Genomic DNA, 16,807 nt, shown 5'->3' with positions numbered 1-16,807 from the left:
CACACAAATTCTAATGTTTAGCAAAACAGACCTAAATGATAAACTCACACCCGAGTTACGTGAGCTTGCCAAGTCGTTTGGTATCGAAAATGCCGACAAACTTCGAAAGATCGACCTGGTAGAAGGCATCATGTACTTCCAGCAGCAGGCTGCCCCGGCAACGCAGACACCGGAGCCGGAAGCGGCTGAACCGGAGCCGGAGGTTGCGGTTGCAAGCCCGAAAGTGAGAGTCTCAAGGCCGGAAAAAACAGAAACAGCTGATAAAGGTTCGCGCAAGCGGGCACGAATCAGCAAAGATGCGGCACCTGCCAAATCAACCGCTGACAGCGCTACCCTGTTTGAACAACCAGAACGCGAGAGCCGTGTTGAAGCTCCTGCAGCACCGGTTGAAACCGATCCATATAAAGCGGCAGAAGAAGCAGCAGCAGCCGAGCAGCAGCGCACACGGCATCAGCCAAAAGACGATAACCGAAACCATAATAAAAACAATCAGAACCAGGGCAAAAACGAAAACAGTTATTCAAATCTGGATTTCGATAACGTCATCACAAATGAGGGCGTATTGGAAATTATGCCGGACGGATACGGTTTCCTTCGCTCTGCCGATTATAATTACCTTACATCACCAGACGATATTTATGTGTCGCAGTCGCAGATCAAATTATTTGGACTGAAAACGGGCGACACGGTTAAAGGGAGCATCCGCCCACCAAAAGAAGGTGAAAAATATTTTCCACTGGTACGGGTAGAGACCATCAATGGGCGCCTGCCGGCTGATGTACGTGACCGCGTACCTTTCGACTACCTTACACCGCTTTTCCCAACCGAGCGACTGAACCTGTTTACCGAGGCGAGCAATTATTCGACCCGCATTATGGACCTGTTTACACCAATCGGTAAGGGGCAACGTGGTCTGATCGTAGCACAACCAAAAACAGGTAAAACGAACCTGCTTAAGGAGGTTGCAAATTCGATCGCTTCGAACCACCCTGAAGTTTACCTCATTATCCTGCTGATCGACGAGCGGCCTGAAGAGGTAACTGACATGGCTCGCAGCGTAAGGGCTGAAGTAATTTCTTCAACATTTGATGAACCGGCAGACCGTCACGTAAAAATTGCGAACATTGTACTTGAAAAGGCCAAGCGACTTGTAGAAAGCGGGCATGATGTTGTCATCCTGCTCGATTCGATTACCCGCCTGGCCAGAGCTTATAATACGGTAGCACCGGCGTCAGGAAAGATTCTCTCTGGTGGTGTCGATGCAAATGCGCTTCATAAGCCAAAACGGTTCTTTGGTGCGGCCCGCAATATTGAACGCGGCGGTTCGCTTACCATTCTCGCTACTGCACTGACCGATACCGGTTCAAAAATGGACGAGGTGATCTTTGAAGAGTTCAAGGGTACGGGCAATATGGAGCTCCAGCTTGACCGCAAACTTTCAAACAAACGTATCTTCCCGGCAATCGACATCACGGCTTCAAGTACCCGCCGCGACGACCTGCTGCACGACCGCGATACACTGCAACGCGTCTGGATTCTCCGCAATCACCTGGCCGACATGAATGCACAGGAAGCTATGGAGTTTGTACAGGCCCAGATCAAAGGCACAAAAACGAACGAAGAGTTCCTGATCTCGATGAATTCTTAGCATCCGGACAAGGCTATAAAAAAAGAGAGCCGGCATTTGCCGGCTTTTTTTTACTTTCCACCAATGAAAAAACACATTCCAAATGCGCTAACCTGCGCTAACCTGGCATCAGGCTGTGCAGGAATTGTGCTTGCCTTTAACGGCGATCTGCAGGCAGCCGCCTACTGCGTTCTGATTTCGGGCATATTTGATTTTTTTGACGGGTTTGCTGCCCGGTTGCTGCACGTAAAATCTGCCATCGGCAAGGAACTCGATTCGCTTGCTGACATGGTTAGTTTCGGTTTCTTACCAGGTGTGGTGATGTATCAGCTGCTGATGTCTGCCGATTATACGTCGACCCTCCTGCCCTATTTCGGATTTCTCATCACAATTTTTTCTGCCCTGCGCCTTGCTAAATTTAACATTGACGAGCGGCAGACAGAGGATTTTATTGGCTTAAATACACCGATGAATACGCTGTTCATTGTTTCGCTGCCGTTCATTGCCGAAGATTATCCGCACGTGATCGGTTCCACGCTCCTGCTGCTCGCCATTACGGTAGGTTGCAGCCTGTTGCTGGTTAGCGAAATACGCATCTTTTCACTCAAACTGGGATCGGTTTCCTGGGAATCAAACAAATACCGGTATCTTTTCCTGATTGTATCAGCCATTTTGCTGGCCGTTCTCCGGTTTGCGGCAATTCCGTTCGTGCTGGTGTTATACATCGCCTTTTCGGTGCTCCATTTCAGGAAGTTAAAGCTACCCTCATAAGCAGCTCAGGACACAAAAAAACCGGCTGCCGGCCGGTTTGGTGCTGTCTTTCTGTAAGAATTAAGGTCTAAATCCTTGCTTCCAGGTCCTGCCGTGCTATGTCCAACTGCTGATATAAACTGGCAAGCATGCTTTTCAGTTCTTCAAGCGCCTGTGGAATCTGGTCGAGATCCTGACCAGCTTTGGCGTTATTTTCCATAAGCTGCATATGATTTTTCGCGTCGTCGCGGCCTACATAGATAAAGGTCGGTTTTACGCGGTGCGCATGCATGGAAACTTTCGTCCAATCTTTTTCCTTCACGGCCTGCTCAAGCTCGGCAATATATACCGGCGTCTGCGATTTGAACAGATCAATCATTTCGATCATGAACTCGGGACTATCGCCCGCCATATCGCTCAGGTAAGAAAGATCTACCGGTTGGGAATTTTTACTGGCATCTATCATAAAAACAAATCTATAGAATTAAATCTTTGTAACAGCAAGCGGATCATCTAATTTTGCCAACATTTGAGATACCGTATGGCCTGATACCGGGTGTACGAAATCGGGGGCAATTTCTGCCAATGGCAAAAGGACAAATTTCCGGTTTGCGAGCTCCGCATGTGGTATACGCAGTTTACCTGGAATTTCCACAACTTCCTTTGCGTAGAAGATGATATCAATATCGATATGCCGCTCGCCCCACCGGTCCTGCCGTACACGTCCCAGTTCGTTCTCGATCTTTAAAATTCCCTCAAGCAGCGAAGGCGGATCAAGTCGCGTCTGCAGCGACACTGCCCTGTTGAGAAAGGCCGGCTGATCGGTTTTCCCCCATGCGGCCGTCTCATAGGTTGAAGAAGACTGATCAACAAGCCCCAGCCGTTCGCCGATCATTGAAACGGCATTGTCCAGGTATTGCAGGCGATTGCCAAGGTTACTTCCCAGTAACAAATAGGCATTCTTCTCGTCTGATAGCATGATTGGTCTCTAATCTATTTTTATACCTTTACAAAATAAACACATAACCGCCACATGAGAGAATTTTTTAAGACGCTTTTTGCAACAATTATCGGTTTCTTTATATCTCTGTTTTTACTCTTTATCTTGTTTGCAGTGATTATCGGCGTGGTCATAAGTTCAGCGAACGAGGATAAATCTGTTGAAATTGCTGCGAATTCAGTACTCTTTCTGAACCTTGATCAGCAGATCAGCGAACGTACATCAAAAAATCCGCTTGCAGGCGTACCGGTTATTGGCGGGGAAACATCAAAGACAATTGGTTTTGCCGATGTGATCCGGGCATTGAAAAAAGCCAGAACAGACGACAATATAAAGTGTGTTTACATCAATGTAACCGGACCAAATGCGGGGATGGCAACGATGCGCGAAGTCAGGAATGCGATCATTGATTTCCGGAGCAGCAAAAAAAAGGTCATCGCGTACAGCGAATATTACTCGCAGGGTGCTTACTACCTCGCGTCGGCGGCAGATAAGGTTTACCTGAATCCCGAAGGTACCGTAGAGCTGAAAGGCTTCAGTTCTGAACTCACTTTCTTTAAAGGTGCACTGGAAAAACTGGGTGTCGAAGCCCAGATTGTAAGGGTGGGCAATTACAAAAGCGCCGTAGAGCCATTTATCTATGATAAGATGAGCGATTATAACCGCAAACAGGTTACAGCATATGTGAGCGGCCTTTACAATACATTCCTGAGTGACATCGCGGCGTCGCGAAAGGTTTCAAAAGACAGCCTGGCGCATATTGCAAACGAACTGCTTGTTCAAAGTCCCGCAGATGCGCTCCGTCTTAAAGTTGTCGATGCGCTGAAATACAAAGACGAGGTACTTACCGAGCTCAAGAAGTTAAGCGGTAAGGATGCGGACGACAATATCAACTCGATAACTATTAACGACTATGCTCAAAACGCTTCAGAGAAAGCTGAATCGTCAGATAAGATAGCCGTTGTTTACGCGAATGGCGACATTATGGGCGGAGAAGGAAGTGATGAGCAGATAGGCTCAGAACGGATTTCCCGCGCACTCCGCAAAGCGCGCCTTGATAAAAAGGTAAAGGCTGTTGTACTGAGGGTGAACTCACCGGGTGGGAGCGCACTTGCATCTGATGTGATCTGGCGTGAGGTAGTCTTAACGCGTAAATCGAAGCCCGTTATCGCTTCGTTTGGCGATGTTGCCGCTTCAGGTGGTTATTATATCGGTTGTGCAGCAGACAGTATTTTTGTACAGCCAAACACCATCACCGGCTCAATTGGGATCTTCGGTATTATTCCGAATTTTCAAAAGCTGATGAATGAAAAGCTGGGCATTACTTTCGATGGCGTGAAGACGGGTAAATACGCGGACATCATGAGCACAAACCGCCCTATGACCCCTGCTGAACGTGCAATTATCCAGGCAGAACTGAACCGTATATACAGTGGTTTCCTTCAGCGGGTCGCAGATGGCCGTAAAAAATCAAAAAGTTATGTAGACAGCATTGGTGGTGGTCATGTATGGGTTGGCACAGATGCCGTTCGCATCGGCCTGGCAGACCGCATCGGTTCATTCAACGACGCCATTGCGGCAGCAGCAAAAAAAGCCGGTCTGAAAGAATATAAGGTAATGGATTACCCCGAAATGATCAGTCCGCTGCAGTCATTGCTGGATAACAGCTCTGACAAGATCAAAATGGCGCTGATCAAAGAAGAACTGGGCGAGCAATACCCGGTTTACAAGAAGATAAAGGAAATCAGCAGCCGCACGGGTTTTTTGGCCCGAATGCCGTTTGAAGCTTCCATTAAATAAAAGAAGCAACATGATCACGAAGAGCCCCCGAGGTCAAAACTCCGGGGGCTTTTTTTATGGCAACGGCTGCCATTCTTTGTTCAACGTCAGATAACCCTGTTGAAAGGCCACTCCTTTTTTATGTACCGACAATCCCGTAATACGTTGCCTGATTACGTCAAAAGCTATACCTTGCTGCGCATCATCATATACAGACAGTGTATCTTTAAGTCGTTTGTTTAGCAAGCGCCCGGCGGGTTTGGCTGCAGGGTAAAGTTTTCTTAGCTCCGCTGATGACGATCCCACGCCTATTCCCAGGTCGGTCCTGAAGTCAGGGGATGTTACCCTGATCTGCCTGATCTCCTTCCTGACCATACCGCTGTCGGCATAGGCTGAGAAAATGCCGAGCTCATCGTCATTGACAGAAGTGGTTGAATCAGGATGATACCATACAGACCAGGCGCTTCCCATGGCTGCGTCTCCCGCATTCGGCTTACCTAATTTTTGAAGTACGGCCTGCATGTCGGCTCCAATAGCCAGGTGCCCGACTGCGGCGCCCGGCACAACCAGCCGGTGTTCAGGGACATCGGCCGGAGACGGCATCCCTGCCTGAGCAGTGTCAGCGGCCGTAGCGCTTTCCGAAGATATTTTCACCGAACGTGTGCAGGCCAGGCCAAACATGACGAGAAGCAAGACAAAAAATACAGGCGTTTTCATAACAAAACAACAACTGGTAACGGCAATCTGTTTTTGCACCGCTTTGGCTACGCGATTGCTTTTTTCTAATTTAGACCCATGGAAAACAAAGCCATTTCGCGCAGTTTGCGTCTTCTCTCTCAACTAATGGAGTTACATGAGCACAATCCGTTCAAAATCAAATCTGTAGCTAATGCTGCCTTCAAAGCAGACAAACTTCCGTTCAGACTGGACGCAAAATCGGCTGAAGAGCTGGCCAAAATTGACGGAATCGGAAAAAGCATTGCAGCCAAAATCACCGAGCTGCTGCAAACCGGCACGATGCATGAAACGGAGGAACTTCGCGCGCAAACACCGGCGGGTGTTGTTGAGATGCTCGGCATGAAAGGTATTGGCCCAAAAAAGATTGCCATTATCTGGCGCATCCTCTGCATTGAGACTGTCGGCGAGCTGTACTACGCCTGTAATGAAAACCGCCTGATAGAGGCAAAGGGTTTCGGGCTTAAAACACAGGAAGAAATTAAACGGGCCATCGAGTTTAAGCTTGCCGCAAACGGGCGTTTCCTTTATGCCCGCGCAGAACCGCTTGCTCATGACCTCAGCCAGGCTCTTTTATCCTGGGCAAAAAGTTTTGATGGCAATGCCCGGATAGAAATCGCCGGGGCTTTGAGGCGGCGCCTTGAGATCATAGATGAATTGGATTTTGTCATGTCAACCGATCATGCTGGTCAGGCAGCGGCCTGTCTGTCAGAATTTCCCGATGTCCCCCTGGTATCGGTGAGCGAAACACATTTCAGCGGACAGACAGCTGAAGGCTTGCGTGTAAACCTCAACCTTTGCTATCCGGCAGATTTGGCGCTCGAGCTTTTCAAACAGACAGGCTCAGCAGCACATGTTGAGGCAGTGCTTGCGAAGGTGCAGGCGCAGGCATTTGACAGCGAACAATCACTTTATGCTGCTGCCGGCCTGGCATTTGTCGAACCGGAACTGCGTGAAGATGCGGGCTACCTGGATATGGCGGCAGCCAACACCCTGCCGGGACTCATCACATACGAAGATCTCCGCGGCACGCTGCACAACCATTCAACATGGAGCGACGGTGTGCACAGCCTGGAGGAAATGGCCGTTTTCTGCCGGGATGTGCTTAAACTGGAATACCTAGGTATTTGCGATCACTCAAAAACAGCTGTGTATGCGCATGGCCTTTATGAGGAGCGCGTGGCGGCGCAGCACAGGGAAATAGATGAACTGAATACCCGGCTTGACGGATTTAGGATTTTCAAAGGAATTGAAAGCGATATTCTCGGCGACGGCTCACTTGACTTTGCTGAAGATGTATTAAAGACTTTTGATTTCGTGGTTGCTTCAGTGCACAGTAACCTTAAAATGGATGAAGAAAAGGCAACCGCGAGGCTGATCAAAGCGATCGAAAATCCGTACACCACGATTCTCGGACATCCGACCGGACGATTGCTGCTGACCCGGGCGGGCTATCCGATCGACTATAAAAAGGTGATCGACGCCTGTGCAGCCAATGGTGTTGTAATCGAAATTAATTCAAATCCGCTTCGGCTGGACCTCGACTGGCGCTGGCATCGTTATGCGCTGGAAAAAGGTGTGTTGCTTTCAATCAATCCCGATGCGCACCGGAACGAAGGCTTTCACGATATGCGCTATGGTGTTCTGGTAGCGCGAAAAGGCGGTTTAAGCAAGGCCAGATGTCTTAACGCATATGGCCTTGCTGAAATAGAATCTTATTTTGAGCACCGAAGAAACAGGCGTAACATGTAGAACGCCTGCAACGTTTACCAATCCCTAAACTACTATTGTTCAGTTTATTTCAATGAGGATCTTCAAAATAGTTTCCCCAGGCGCAGAAACTAAACGGCAAGGATAGCCTCAATTTCCGCGAGTTCTGTCTCGCTGAAAGTAATGTTATGCATACAGCCTACAGAATCTGTGATCTGCTCCGGTTTGCTGGCACCGATCAGGACAGAGGTAATACGCTCATCTTTAAGCAGCCATGAAAGGGCCATCTGTGCTAGCTTTTGACCCCTTTTAACAGCAATAGCATTCAGTTTTGCTGCTTTCTCAACGTTTGCCGGTGTAATGTGGCTTTCATTTAAAAACTGGCCGCTTGTTACAACACGCGAGTCTGCCGGAATACCATGCAGGTATTTGTCAGTGAGCAGACCCTGTGCCAGCGGTGAAAAGGGAATACAGCCAACGCCCTCTTTACCGAGCACATCCAGCAATCCGCCTTCTACCCAGCGTTCAAACATCGAATATTTCGGCTGGTGAATTAAACAGGGCGTACCCAGGTTATTCAGAATAGCTATCGCCCTGGCTGCCTCCGGTGCTGCATAGTTTGAGATACCCACATACAAAGCTTTCCCCTGGCGCACAATCAGGTCCAGGGCAGACATGGTTTCTTCAAGCGGTGTTTCGGGATCGGGCCGGTGGTGATAAAAAATATCAACGTAATCAAGTTTCATCCGCCGGAGGCTTTGATCCAGGCTGGATACCAGGTACTTTTTTGAACCCCAGTCGCCATATGGGCCTTCCCACATGGTGTACCCGGCCTTTGAAGAAATAATCAGTTCATCCCGGTAACCGGAAAAATCCTTTTGCAGAATAGATCCGAAATTTTCTTCGGCCGAGCCGGGAGGCGGACCGTAATTATTGGCAAGATCGAAGTGTGTAACGCCAAGATCGAAAGCGGTTCGCACCATTGCGCGGCCATTTTCGAAATTATTTACGCCACCGAAATTATGCCACAGACCGAGCGAAAGTACCGGCAATTTTAATCCGCTGCTGCCACAGCGCCTGTATTGCATGTCGCGATACCGGGTTGGATTGGGCAAATATGTCATAGCTGAATTTTAGGAATACAAACTTATCGAATTTTACGCCGCGAAACGCCTGCAACAGCAACCTTTAAAAGCAAATTGATCTTTTATTGCGAAAACTTTTGTCTGAACGTGGTGTTTACACTGAAGCAAATTATTTCAAATGAAGGAATTTCCACTTACCGTAAAGAGATCAATTGAACTTCTGGGTTTACTTGCCCTGGGCACCGTGCTTGTTATTGGAAACAATATCATCATGCCTGTGCTGATGGCGTTTTTCATAAGTATAATGCTTCTTCCTATGTTCAGGTTTCTCAAACGTAAGCGGTTTCCTGAGGTGCTGGCTATCGTGCTGCCGATTTTGCTGGTGGCTATCGTTTTCGGTTTGCTTGGCTGGTTCTTCTCCTCGCAGCTGAGTGTGCTGGTAAAAGATTTTCCCCAGATCAAAAAGAATGTTACCCTGCATATCAACTCCCTGAGCAACTGGATCGAGAACCTGACGCATTATTCAACAACAGAACAACGCAAGTTTCTTGATGAAAAAAGCAATGACCTGCTGAATATGGCCGGTGGCCTGGCGGGTGGTGCGGCCACATCACTTTCATCAACCTTTGTGTTTATTGGTTTGCTGCCCATTTATATTTACCTGATGCTTTTTTATAAAGACATTTTGCTCCGGTTTATCTTCATGTGGTTCAAACCTGAGCAACATGACAGGGTGAAAGAGGCTATTTACGAAACCGAGTCGATCATAAAGAGTTACCTGGTGGGGCTGCTGATCCAGGTCACCTATATGACGGTGCTTCTGGGCGGTATCCTGCTTATAGTAGGCATCAAACATGCGCTGCTGATCGGGGTTTTGTTTGCGCTTCTGAACCTCATTCCGTATGTCGGTGCGCTGATCGGTAACGTTATAGGTGTTTTAATAACGCTGGCTTCTTCGCAGGAACTCTGGCCGGTCATCACCGTACTGGCAGTAATCGCCTTTGTGCAGTTCCTGGACAATAACATCCTGATGCCGCGTATTGTCGGCTCAAAAGTGAAGATCAATGCACTTTTTGCTATCCTCGGCGTCTTCATCGGCGGCAGTGTGGCCGGTATATCAGGCATGTTCCTCGCCCTGCCTATTATCGCGGTGTTAAAAATTATCTTTGACCGCTCAGACATGTTCAAACAGTGGGGCGTACTGCTCGGCGATGAACGTCCGGCGCGCAGCCCGATGACCTTCCCTGCCTTCAGGAAAAAGAAACCGATCCCAACCAGATCGGGCGACGTGCCAAAATAACGCCCCGGTAGCTTACATACGCTCAGGTACGACGATGCCAAGCAGGCTCATCCCTTTCTTCAATACATCGCCCGTAACTCGGCAAATGTTAAGTCTGAATTGCTTCTGCGGACCGGCCTCGGTTTTGACGATCGGCGGAATTTCGTGATAAAACTTATTAAATGCTTTGGCCAGCTCAAAAAGGTAATTAGCCATCACCGCCGGACTATGAGCCGCAGCGGCATCAACAATCTGTTGCGGGTATTTTGAAAGCAGCATGAGCATATCAAGTTCGGTTTCCGAAAGCTCAATACCTGCCAACTCCGCTCCGGGCTGGTATTCAGCCTTGGCAAGCAGCGACCGGATCCGTGCATGCGTATATTGAATAAAAGGACCGGTGTGGCCCTGGAAGTCTATCGACTCGTTCGGATCAAAAAGTAAACGTTTTTTCGGCTCTACTTTAAGCAGGAAATATTTCAGCGCACCCAGGCCGATATTCCTGTAAAGCTCGTTTTTATCTGCCTCCGGAAAATCGTTTGTTTTACCCAGTTCTTCGGTCTTTTGTCGGGCCGTTTCGATCATCTCGGCAATCAGATCGTCTGCATCTACAACGGTGCCCTCCCTGGATTTCATTTTGCCGCTCGGCAGGTCGACCATGCCATAAGACAGGTGGTACAGGCCCTTTGCCCATGGCTTGCCTAATTTATCGAGAATAAGGAATAACACCTTGAAATGGTAATCCTGTTCGTTGCCCACTACGTAGATCGACTCGTCCATCTGGTAGTCATCCTGCTTCAGCTGTGCAGTACCAATATCCTGTGTAATGTAGACCGAGGTGCCGTCGGCGCGCAGCACTAATTTTTCGTCTAAACCATCTGCGGTCAGGTCAATCCAAACTGAACCATCCTCTTTTTTGAAAAAGACACCCTTGTCCAGTCCCTCCTGGATGTTGTCTTTACCAAGCAGATACGTGTTGCTCTCGTAGTAAAAGCGGTCAAAGTCTACGCCGAGGTTTGCATAGGTGATTCCAAAGCCATCATACACCCAACCATTCATTTTTTCCCATAGCGAAATGACTTCCTGGTCGCCTGCTTCCCATTTCTGCAGCATTTGTTGCGCTTCCACGATCAACGGAGCGGCCTTCTTTGCCTGTTCCTCACTTTGTCCTGCCTCTGTAAGCGTCTTAATTTCTTTCTTGTACTCCGCATCAAAAATGACGTAGTATTTCCCCACCAGATGATCGCCTTTCAGGCCAGAATTTTCCGGCGTTTCTCCATTGCCCCACTTTTGCCAGGCCAGCATAGACTTACAGATGTGAATACCGCGGTCGTTGACCAGGTTTACTTTTATCACGTCGTAACCGCTGGCTTTCAGCAATTCTGCTACGGAGTAACCCAGCAGGTTATTGCGGACGTGACCAAGGTGAAGGGGTTTGTTGGTATTCGGCGAAGAATATTCGACCATCACTCTTTTGCCATTAGGGGCAATTTCGCCAAACGAAGCAGCCAGCGTATGCGCATGGAAGATGTTCAGAAAATATTCAGTACTGAGTACCAGGTTAAGAAAACCTTTTACCACATTGTAGGCGGTTATTTCGGGAACGTTGGCCTGAAGATATGCACCGATATCTTCTGCAGTTTCTGCCGGATTTTTTTTGGAATACCGTACAATCGGGAACACGACAATGGTAACCTGGCCTTCAAATTCCTTTCGGGTTTCCTGTAAAGAAATAACATCTGCGGGAACATCTGCCCCATACAACTCCTGAATGGCCTTCCGGGCCGCCTCAACGATAAAATCCATGCGGCAAAAATAGGTATCGAACAGGTAAATCCGCTTCCGCGGAGAAAAAATTATTTCCTGTAAGCGTTCAGAGCGGAGCTTCTGCTGCTGGCGAGCGTACGGCCATCGCCCGCAGGGCAGATCTGTACGTCTGAAGCGTACTTAGAAAAAATAAAGGTACCTTTGTTCCAACCAAAACTTATGAGCATAGAAAAACACGACAACGGGATCCATGTATCCAATGAGATCGGTACGCTCCGGGCGCTGCTGATTCACAGCCCCGACAGTGGTTTGGGCAAAGTAGTGCCCTCGAAGGCGCAAGACTGGCTGTTTGAAGACATCGTTCACCTGGACACGGTCAGAAAAGATGAGTACGATTATTACATCAAACTTCTGATGTACTTCCTTGATCCCGAAAAAATAAAAGGAAAACTTCAGGAAATAGATTCTGAAGAAAGCAACCGGTCATTTTTCAAGCCCGGCGATCCGGGTTTTCACAGCTCGACAAAGGTGATCGAACTGCAGCAAATGCTCGCGCAGATTCTTGAGGATGAAGGAATCAGAAAAAAACTCAGCGCCTCTGTTTGTGCCATAGAAGGCTGCACATACAGGCTACAGCAGGAGCTGATCGCCACCGAACCCAAAGTGCTGGCCAGGATATTTATTTCAGGCACTTTGGAAGACGGGCGGATGATCTTCGCTCCTATTCCAAATCTCATTTTCACCCGCGACGTAGGTATCACGATAAATGGCCATATCCTGTTGAACAAACCTGCAAAAAAAGCGCGCAGCAGGGAAACGCTGCTCATGCGGTACATTTTCTTCAATCACCCGTTTTTTGAGGCTTATCGAGAGCAGATTCTTGAAATTCCCGATCCGTTGCAGCATTTTCTGCGCCCGGGCGAAGACGAAGATCACCGGACAACGCTTGAGGGCGGTGATGTGATGGTTGTAAGCCCTGATCACGTACTGATCGGCTGCAGTGAGCGGACCTCCCCGCTTGGGGCCAATGAGGCTATCAAGTTATTGTTTGAGCACGGCGTAGTTAATAAAGTGACGGTTGTAAAGATTCCAAATAAACGCGACTTCATGCACATTGACACGATTTTTACCCAGGTAAAGCGGAATGTGTGGGCGGTACTCAGTTCCGTTTCGCGGGCTGGAAATGCTGTTAAAGAACCAATTCACCTGCTCGTTGAACAGGAAAACCGTGACAAAACAGAAATTATACAATTCAGAAAGGAAGACCCCATGCAGCCGCTGCGCTTTGAAAGCATTGAGGCATTGCTCAATGATATAAGCGTGAACGATCTGGGCAGCGAGGAAGAAACCCGTTTCATCTACAGCGGCAACGATACCTTCCCGTTCGACGCCCGTGAACAGTGGACCGATTCCTGCAACCTGCTTGCCATACGTGAGGGTGTGGTGCTGGGTTATGACCGCAACGATAATACTGTAGAGGCTTTTAAAAAACATGGGTTTGAAGTGATAAGAGTTGCGCGGCTTATCGAACAGCTTGAATCAGGTGCTGTTCAGCCAGAAGAAATGAAAGACACCCTTATCCTGATGCCATCGGCAGAACTTTCGCGCGCCAGGGGCGGATTTCACTGCATGAGTTTACCCATAAGGCGCGATTCTCTGAATAGATTCGTTTAAAGACTACGTATGCAAATAACCCGTCACATCCTGATGATCCGCCCCGTCGATTTTAAGTTTAATCCGCAGACGGCAGAAAACAATAAATTCCAGAGCCAGGCAGCGGCCGGAATCGATTCCGTTCAGCAAAGGGCGCTTGCCGAGTTTGATGGATTTGCAGCGACCCTGCGCCGGGAGGGCGTTGATGTAACGGTCGTCGATGATACTTTTGAACCCGAAACGCCTGATTCGATATTTCCCAATAACTGGGTATCATTTCATGAAGACGGGCGCGCCTATATGTATCCTATGTTTTCGGAAAACAGGCGCAGAGAACGGCGTCCCGATATCCTGGACCAGCTTGCAACAAAATTCAGGCTTGAATCTGTCGAAGACCTGAGCAATTTCGAAAACACCGCCCGTTATCTGGAAGGAACGGGAAGTATGGTGCTGGACAGAGACAATAAGATCGCCTATGCCTGTCGCTCGGTTCGGACTGACACTGAAGTACTTCAGGATTTCTGCACACGCGCGGGATATCGGCCTGTCATTTTTTCCGCCCAGGATGCATCGGGTTATCCTGTTTACCACACCAACGTCATGATGTGCGTGGGCGACGGCTTCGTATTAAGCTGTTTTGATGCCATCCCTGATGCAGGCGAGCGTGAGCAGCTCATCGGCGTAATCCGCTCAACAGGCAAAGAAATCATCGCTATAGGCCTGGACCAGATGAATCGTTTTGCGGGAAATATGCTGCAGATTCAGGGCCGCCAGGAAAAACTTATTGTGATGTCGCAGCAAGCCTTCCAGTCATTATTGCCAGCACAAACCGGTATTCTTGAAAAGTATGGGAAAATTATTTACGCACCACTCCATACCATTGAAACGAACGGCGGCGGAAGTGCCAGATGCATGCTTGCAGAAATCCATCTCCCAGAGAACTAGCCGCTAACAATGTTTTATCGGCGGCAAAAAGCGCGGTTTGTGTAGCTGATTTGTCATACTTTTTCAGACAGTGGGTTACAGGGCAGTCACGCCCTGAAAATTCTATTGGCGACTGCAACAATCCCGCAGAAAAATCACACTTTTGCAAAAAAATACCAGCAAGAAAAAATGCAGAGTTATTCCGAATTTCTCGACCTCAGTGTCGGCTTTCCGCAGGAAGGATTTGAAGTAATCGATGATGAACTTTATTTCCAGGACCTGAACCTTATGGAGATGATCGAAACGTACGGTACGCCGCTCCGTTTCACTTATCTTCCGCTGGTTAGTAAGAAGATCCAGCAGGCAAAGATTCTCTTCCAGACCGCTATCCTGAAGAATAACTACAGGGGAAATTATAAGTATTGTTATTGCACAAAGAGCTCACATTTCCGCCATATTGTTGAAGAAGCGCTGAAAAATGATATCCACCTTGAAACTTCGTCCGCTTTCGACATGCCAATGATTGATGCGCTTGAGAAAAAGGGTGTTGTAAATAAAGAAATTACCGTTATCTGCAATGGTTTTAAGACCTATCAATACAAACAGTATATCGTTGATATGCTGCATGACGGTTTTAAAAATATCATTCCTGTTCTGGATAACAAGGAAGAGTTTAATCTCTACGATGATGAGATAGAGCTTGATGAACCTTGTGCACTCGGTATCCGCATAGCGGCTGAAGAGCAACCTGATTCACAGTTTTATACCTCGCGGCTTGGTGTGAGAATGGAAGACGTAATCGACTTCTACAACAGCAAAATCGTATCAAACCCGAACTTCAAAGTCAAGTTGCTGCATTTCTTTATTAATTCCGGTATCTCAGATACACCGTATTATTGGAATGAGCTCGAGAAGTACGTCACGCTTTATTGCAAATTCAAAAAGATCAATCCTGATCTCGATACCCTTGATATAGGCGGTGGTATGCCATTCAAAGATTCCCTGGTATTTGATTTCGACTACGAATACATGGTTAATGAGATCGTGAAGCGTATCAAAGAGATCTGTGCGATCCACGAAGTGATGGAACCGGATATCATTACAGAATTTGGAAAATACACCGTTGCTGAAGCTTCAGGCATTCTTTACAAGGTATTGGGACGCAAACAGCAAAACGACCGGGAACGCTGGCTGATGCTTGACGGTTCGTTTATCACCAACCTCCCTGATGTCTGGGCGCTCAATCAAAAGTATATCCTGCTGCCGATCAATAACTGGGATGCAGAATACGAACGCGTGAACCTGGGTGGTATTACCTGCGACGGGCAGGACTACTATAACCAGGAGGCGCACATGAACAGTGTGTTCATGCCAAAAACAAGGAAGGTACAGTACCTGGGCTTTTTCCATACCGGCGCGTACCAGGAGGTGTTAAGCGGTTACGGTGGTATTCATCACTGTCTGCTTCCCAGCCCTAAGCACGTCATAATCAGGAGGAACCGGGATGAAAGCTTCAACTTCGAAGTATTTGGCGAGGAACAAAACAGCAAACAGGTACTTAAAATTTTGGGATACGGAGCATAGTACGTATCTTCATTCATACAGGCAGCCGGAACTTACCGGCTGTTTTTTTTAGCCCCCGGCTGATTTTACTTTTTTCGCGCAAACCATGAAACGGAAACTATTGCAGCTCTGCTGCCTCTCACTGGCGCTGACTGCCTGCAAGGAAGAAACACCCAAACCACTGCCGCGCGCAGACGAACAGGTGTACAGGGTGGGCGATTTTTCTGCTAAAATCATCAACAACGATCCGGCCTTCGGCGATGCCCTGAAGAAAAAGTTCGGTGAAACCTTTATCACAGTTTATCCGAAACTGGTTCAGCGGTTCAACCCGGTCGCTGTAAAGAATCTTATTTTCGAAGTGGAAAGAAACTTTACCTACCAGGGTGCAGTAGCTGTCGCTTTGAGCGGACAGGCTAAGATCATTTATAAGTCAGATCATTTTACCGGTAACAATGCAAAAGACATCGACGTGGTAACGCATGAGGTTATGCATGTTGTACAAAACTATCCGGGGAATTCGGGCACACCGGGATGGGTTGTTGAAGGCCTTGCCGATTATGCACGTTATGTATATGGCGTAGACCTTGCAGAGTGGAAAGCACGCATAGACCACGCGCCTACAGCCAACGAGAACTATACAGATGCCTATGGCGTAACCGCCAGGTTTTTCGTTTGGATAGAAAGAAAAGTGAAGGCTGGTTTTCCTGAGGCGCTCGATAAGGCCTGCCGGGAAGGAGCCTATGCGAATGGTGCAATTTTCACAACGCTGACGGGGAAGACCGCAGCGCAGCTGTGGGCTGAATATAAAGCAAGTCCGGCGCTGTAAGCCCCGCGGCCGCTTTGCTTCCGGATTGCTGGAGCTATCCTTGTCGGGCTTTTTGCGTCTAGCCCTGGGCGGGATTCGTGGCGCTCATTTTCCTTCCTTCGGGCCCGGCGGT

14 protein-coding genes are annotated in these 16,807 nt (G+C 48.2%); 9 read left to right on the top strand and 5 right to left on the bottom strand.

The annotated features are described in order from the left end of the window. The first annotated feature begins 13 nt into the window (after nucleotides 1-13). A complete protein-coding gene (gene rho, locus EJV45_RS07135) occupies nucleotides 14-1,648 on the top strand; it encodes a transcription termination factor Rho (RefSeq protein ID WP_129714975.1) in 1,635 nt (544 codons plus the stop codon). Nucleotides 1,649-1,711: 63 nt separating this feature from the next. Beyond that, nucleotides 1,712-2,398: a CDP-diacylglycerol--serine O-phosphatidyltransferase gene (pssA, locus tag EJV45_RS07130; RefSeq protein WP_129714974.1), complete on the top strand. Its 687-nt coding sequence runs from the start codon at nucleotides 1,712-1,714 to the stop codon at nucleotides 2,396-2,398. A 67-nt stretch (nucleotides 2,399-2,465) separates the two neighbouring features. Here the strand turns inward: pssA and EJV45_RS07125 are convergent, their stop codons facing one another. Together EJV45_RS07125 and folK are read right to left on the bottom strand one after the other, a co-directional pair. Next, nucleotides 2,466-2,843, bottom strand: coding sequence for an Hpt domain-containing protein (locus EJV45_RS07125; protein ID WP_129714973.1), 378 nt, complete (start codon nucleotides 2,841-2,843; stop codon nucleotides 2,466-2,468). Between the two features lie 18 nt (nucleotides 2,844-2,861). Continuing rightward, nucleotides 2,862-3,356 carry a 2-amino-4-hydroxy-6-hydroxymethyldihydropteridine diphosphokinase gene (folK, locus tag EJV45_RS07120; protein ID WP_129714972.1) on the bottom strand — a complete coding sequence of 165 codons (495 nt, stop codon included), beginning with the start codon at nucleotides 3,354-3,356 and terminating at the stop codon, nucleotides 2,862-2,864. 54 nt (nucleotides 3,357-3,410) lie between these two features. Between folK and sppA the strand changes: the two genes are divergently transcribed. Next, nucleotides 3,411-5,177 (top strand): signal peptide peptidase SppA, encoded by a 1,767-nt coding sequence (gene sppA / locus EJV45_RS07115; protein ID WP_129714971.1) that lies wholly within the window; start codon nucleotides 3,411-3,413, stop codon nucleotides 5,175-5,177. Between the two features lie 54 nt (nucleotides 5,178-5,231). Here the strand turns inward: sppA and EJV45_RS07110 are convergent, their stop codons facing one another. Then, a complete protein-coding gene (locus EJV45_RS07110) occupies nucleotides 5,232-5,873 on the bottom strand; it encodes a hypothetical protein (RefSeq protein WP_129714970.1) in 642 nt (213 codons plus the stop codon). 78 nt (nucleotides 5,874-5,951) lie between these two features. Between EJV45_RS07110 and EJV45_RS07105 the strand changes: the two genes are divergently transcribed. Further along, on the top strand, nucleotides 5,952-7,643 hold the full coding sequence (locus EJV45_RS07105) for a helix-hairpin-helix domain-containing protein (protein WP_129714969.1): 1,692 nt from the start codon (nucleotides 5,952-5,954) through the stop codon (nucleotides 7,641-7,643). An 89-nt stretch (nucleotides 7,644-7,732) separates the two neighbouring features. Here EJV45_RS07105 and mgrA read toward each other — a convergent pair whose 3' ends face one another. Beyond that, nucleotides 7,733-8,725, bottom strand: a complete 993-nt coding sequence (mgrA, locus tag EJV45_RS07100) for an L-glyceraldehyde 3-phosphate reductase (protein ID WP_129714968.1) — start codon at nucleotides 8,723-8,725, stop codon at nucleotides 7,733-7,735. 139 nt (nucleotides 8,726-8,864) lie between these two features. Here mgrA and EJV45_RS07095 point away from each other — a divergent pair, with 139 nt between their 5' ends. Further along, a complete protein-coding gene (locus tag EJV45_RS07095; RefSeq protein ID WP_129714967.1) occupies nucleotides 8,865-9,986 on the top strand; it encodes an AI-2E family transporter in 1,122 nt (373 codons plus the stop codon). Between the two features lie 12 nt (nucleotides 9,987-9,998). Here EJV45_RS07095 and argS read toward each other — a convergent pair whose 3' ends face one another. Next, nucleotides 9,999-11,768: an arginine--tRNA ligase gene (gene argS, locus EJV45_RS07090; RefSeq protein ID WP_129714966.1), complete on the bottom strand. Its 1,770-nt coding sequence runs from the start codon at nucleotides 11,766-11,768 to the stop codon at nucleotides 9,999-10,001. A gap of 180 nt (nucleotides 11,769-11,948) precedes the next feature. Between argS and EJV45_RS07085 the strand changes: the two genes are divergently transcribed. The 4 genes from EJV45_RS07085 to EJV45_RS07070 all read left to right on the top strand — a co-directional run bounded on the left by EJV45_RS07085 (nucleotide 11,949) and on the right by EJV45_RS07070 (nucleotide 16,695). Then, complete coding sequence (locus tag EJV45_RS07085) at nucleotides 11,949-13,403, top strand: arginine deiminase family protein (RefSeq protein ID WP_129714965.1); 1,455 nt, start codon at nucleotides 11,949-11,951, stop codon at nucleotides 13,401-13,403. Between the two features lie 9 nt (nucleotides 13,404-13,412). After that, entirely contained in the window at nucleotides 13,413-14,327 is a 915-nt protein-coding gene (gene ctlX, locus EJV45_RS07080) for a citrulline utilization hydrolase CtlX (RefSeq protein ID WP_129714964.1), read from the top strand. Nucleotides 14,328-14,495: 168 nt separating this feature from the next. Next, nucleotides 14,496-15,890, top strand: a complete 1,395-nt coding sequence (locus EJV45_RS07075; protein WP_129714963.1) for an arginine decarboxylase — start codon at nucleotides 14,496-14,498, stop codon at nucleotides 15,888-15,890. 85 nt (nucleotides 15,891-15,975) lie between these two features. Continuing rightward, a complete protein-coding gene (locus EJV45_RS07070) occupies nucleotides 15,976-16,695 on the top strand; it encodes a basic secretory protein-like protein (protein ID WP_129714962.1) in 720 nt (239 codons plus the stop codon). The last annotated feature ends 112 nt before the right edge of the window (nucleotides 16,696-16,807 follow it).

Source organism: Pedobacter sp. SYP-B3415 (assembly GCF_004138205.1).
Taxonomy (GTDB): Bacteria; Bacteroidota; Bacteroidia; order Sphingobacteriales; family Sphingobacteriaceae; genus Pedobacter.
This window is presented reverse-complemented; position numbering and strand designations above follow the sequence as displayed.

Excerpts from the sequence above, each read along its gene's own strand:
- EJV45_RS07070 (WP_129714962.1), top strand. The coding sequence starts at position 15,976 with ATGAAACGGAAACTATTGCAGCTCTGCTGCCTCTCACTGGCGCTGACT.
- EJV45_RS07095 (WP_129714967.1), top strand. The coding sequence starts at position 8,865 with ATGAAGGAATTTCCACTTACCGTAAAGAGATCAATTGAACTTCTGGGT.
- sppA (WP_129714971.1), top strand. The coding sequence starts at position 3,411 with ATGAGAGAATTTTTTAAGACGCTTTTTGCAACAATTATCGGTTTCTTT.
- EJV45_RS07125 (WP_129714973.1), bottom strand. The coding sequence starts at position 2,843 with ATGATAGATGCCAGTAAAAATTCCCAACCGGTAGATCTTTCTTACCTG.
- pssA (WP_129714974.1), top strand. The coding sequence starts at position 1,712 with ATGAAAAAACACATTCCAAATGCGCTAACCTGCGCTAACCTGGCATCA.
- folK (WP_129714972.1), bottom strand. The coding sequence starts at position 3,356 with ATGCTATCAGACGAGAAGAATGCCTATTTGTTACTGGGAAGTAACCTT.
- argS (WP_129714966.1), bottom strand. The coding sequence starts at position 11,768 with ATGGATTTTATCGTTGAGGCGGCCCGGAAGGCCATTCAGGAGTTGTAT.
- mgrA (WP_129714968.1), bottom strand. The coding sequence starts at position 8,725 with ATGACATATTTGCCCAATCCAACCCGGTATCGCGACATGCAATACAGG.
- ctlX (WP_129714964.1), top strand. The coding sequence starts at position 13,413 with ATGCAAATAACCCGTCACATCCTGATGATCCGCCCCGTCGATTTTAAG.
- EJV45_RS07105 (WP_129714969.1), top strand. The coding sequence starts at position 5,952 with ATGGAAAACAAAGCCATTTCGCGCAGTTTGCGTCTTCTCTCTCAACTA.
- EJV45_RS07075 (WP_129714963.1), top strand. The coding sequence starts at position 14,496 with ATGCAGAGTTATTCCGAATTTCTCGACCTCAGTGTCGGCTTTCCGCAG.
- rho (WP_129714975.1), top strand. The coding sequence starts at position 14 with ATGTTTAGCAAAACAGACCTAAATGATAAACTCACACCCGAGTTACGT.
- EJV45_RS07085 (WP_129714965.1), top strand. The coding sequence starts at position 11,949 with ATGAGCATAGAAAAACACGACAACGGGATCCATGTATCCAATGAGATC.
- EJV45_RS07110 (WP_129714970.1), bottom strand. The coding sequence starts at position 5,873 with ATGAAAACGCCTGTATTTTTTGTCTTGCTTCTCGTCATGTTTGGCCTG.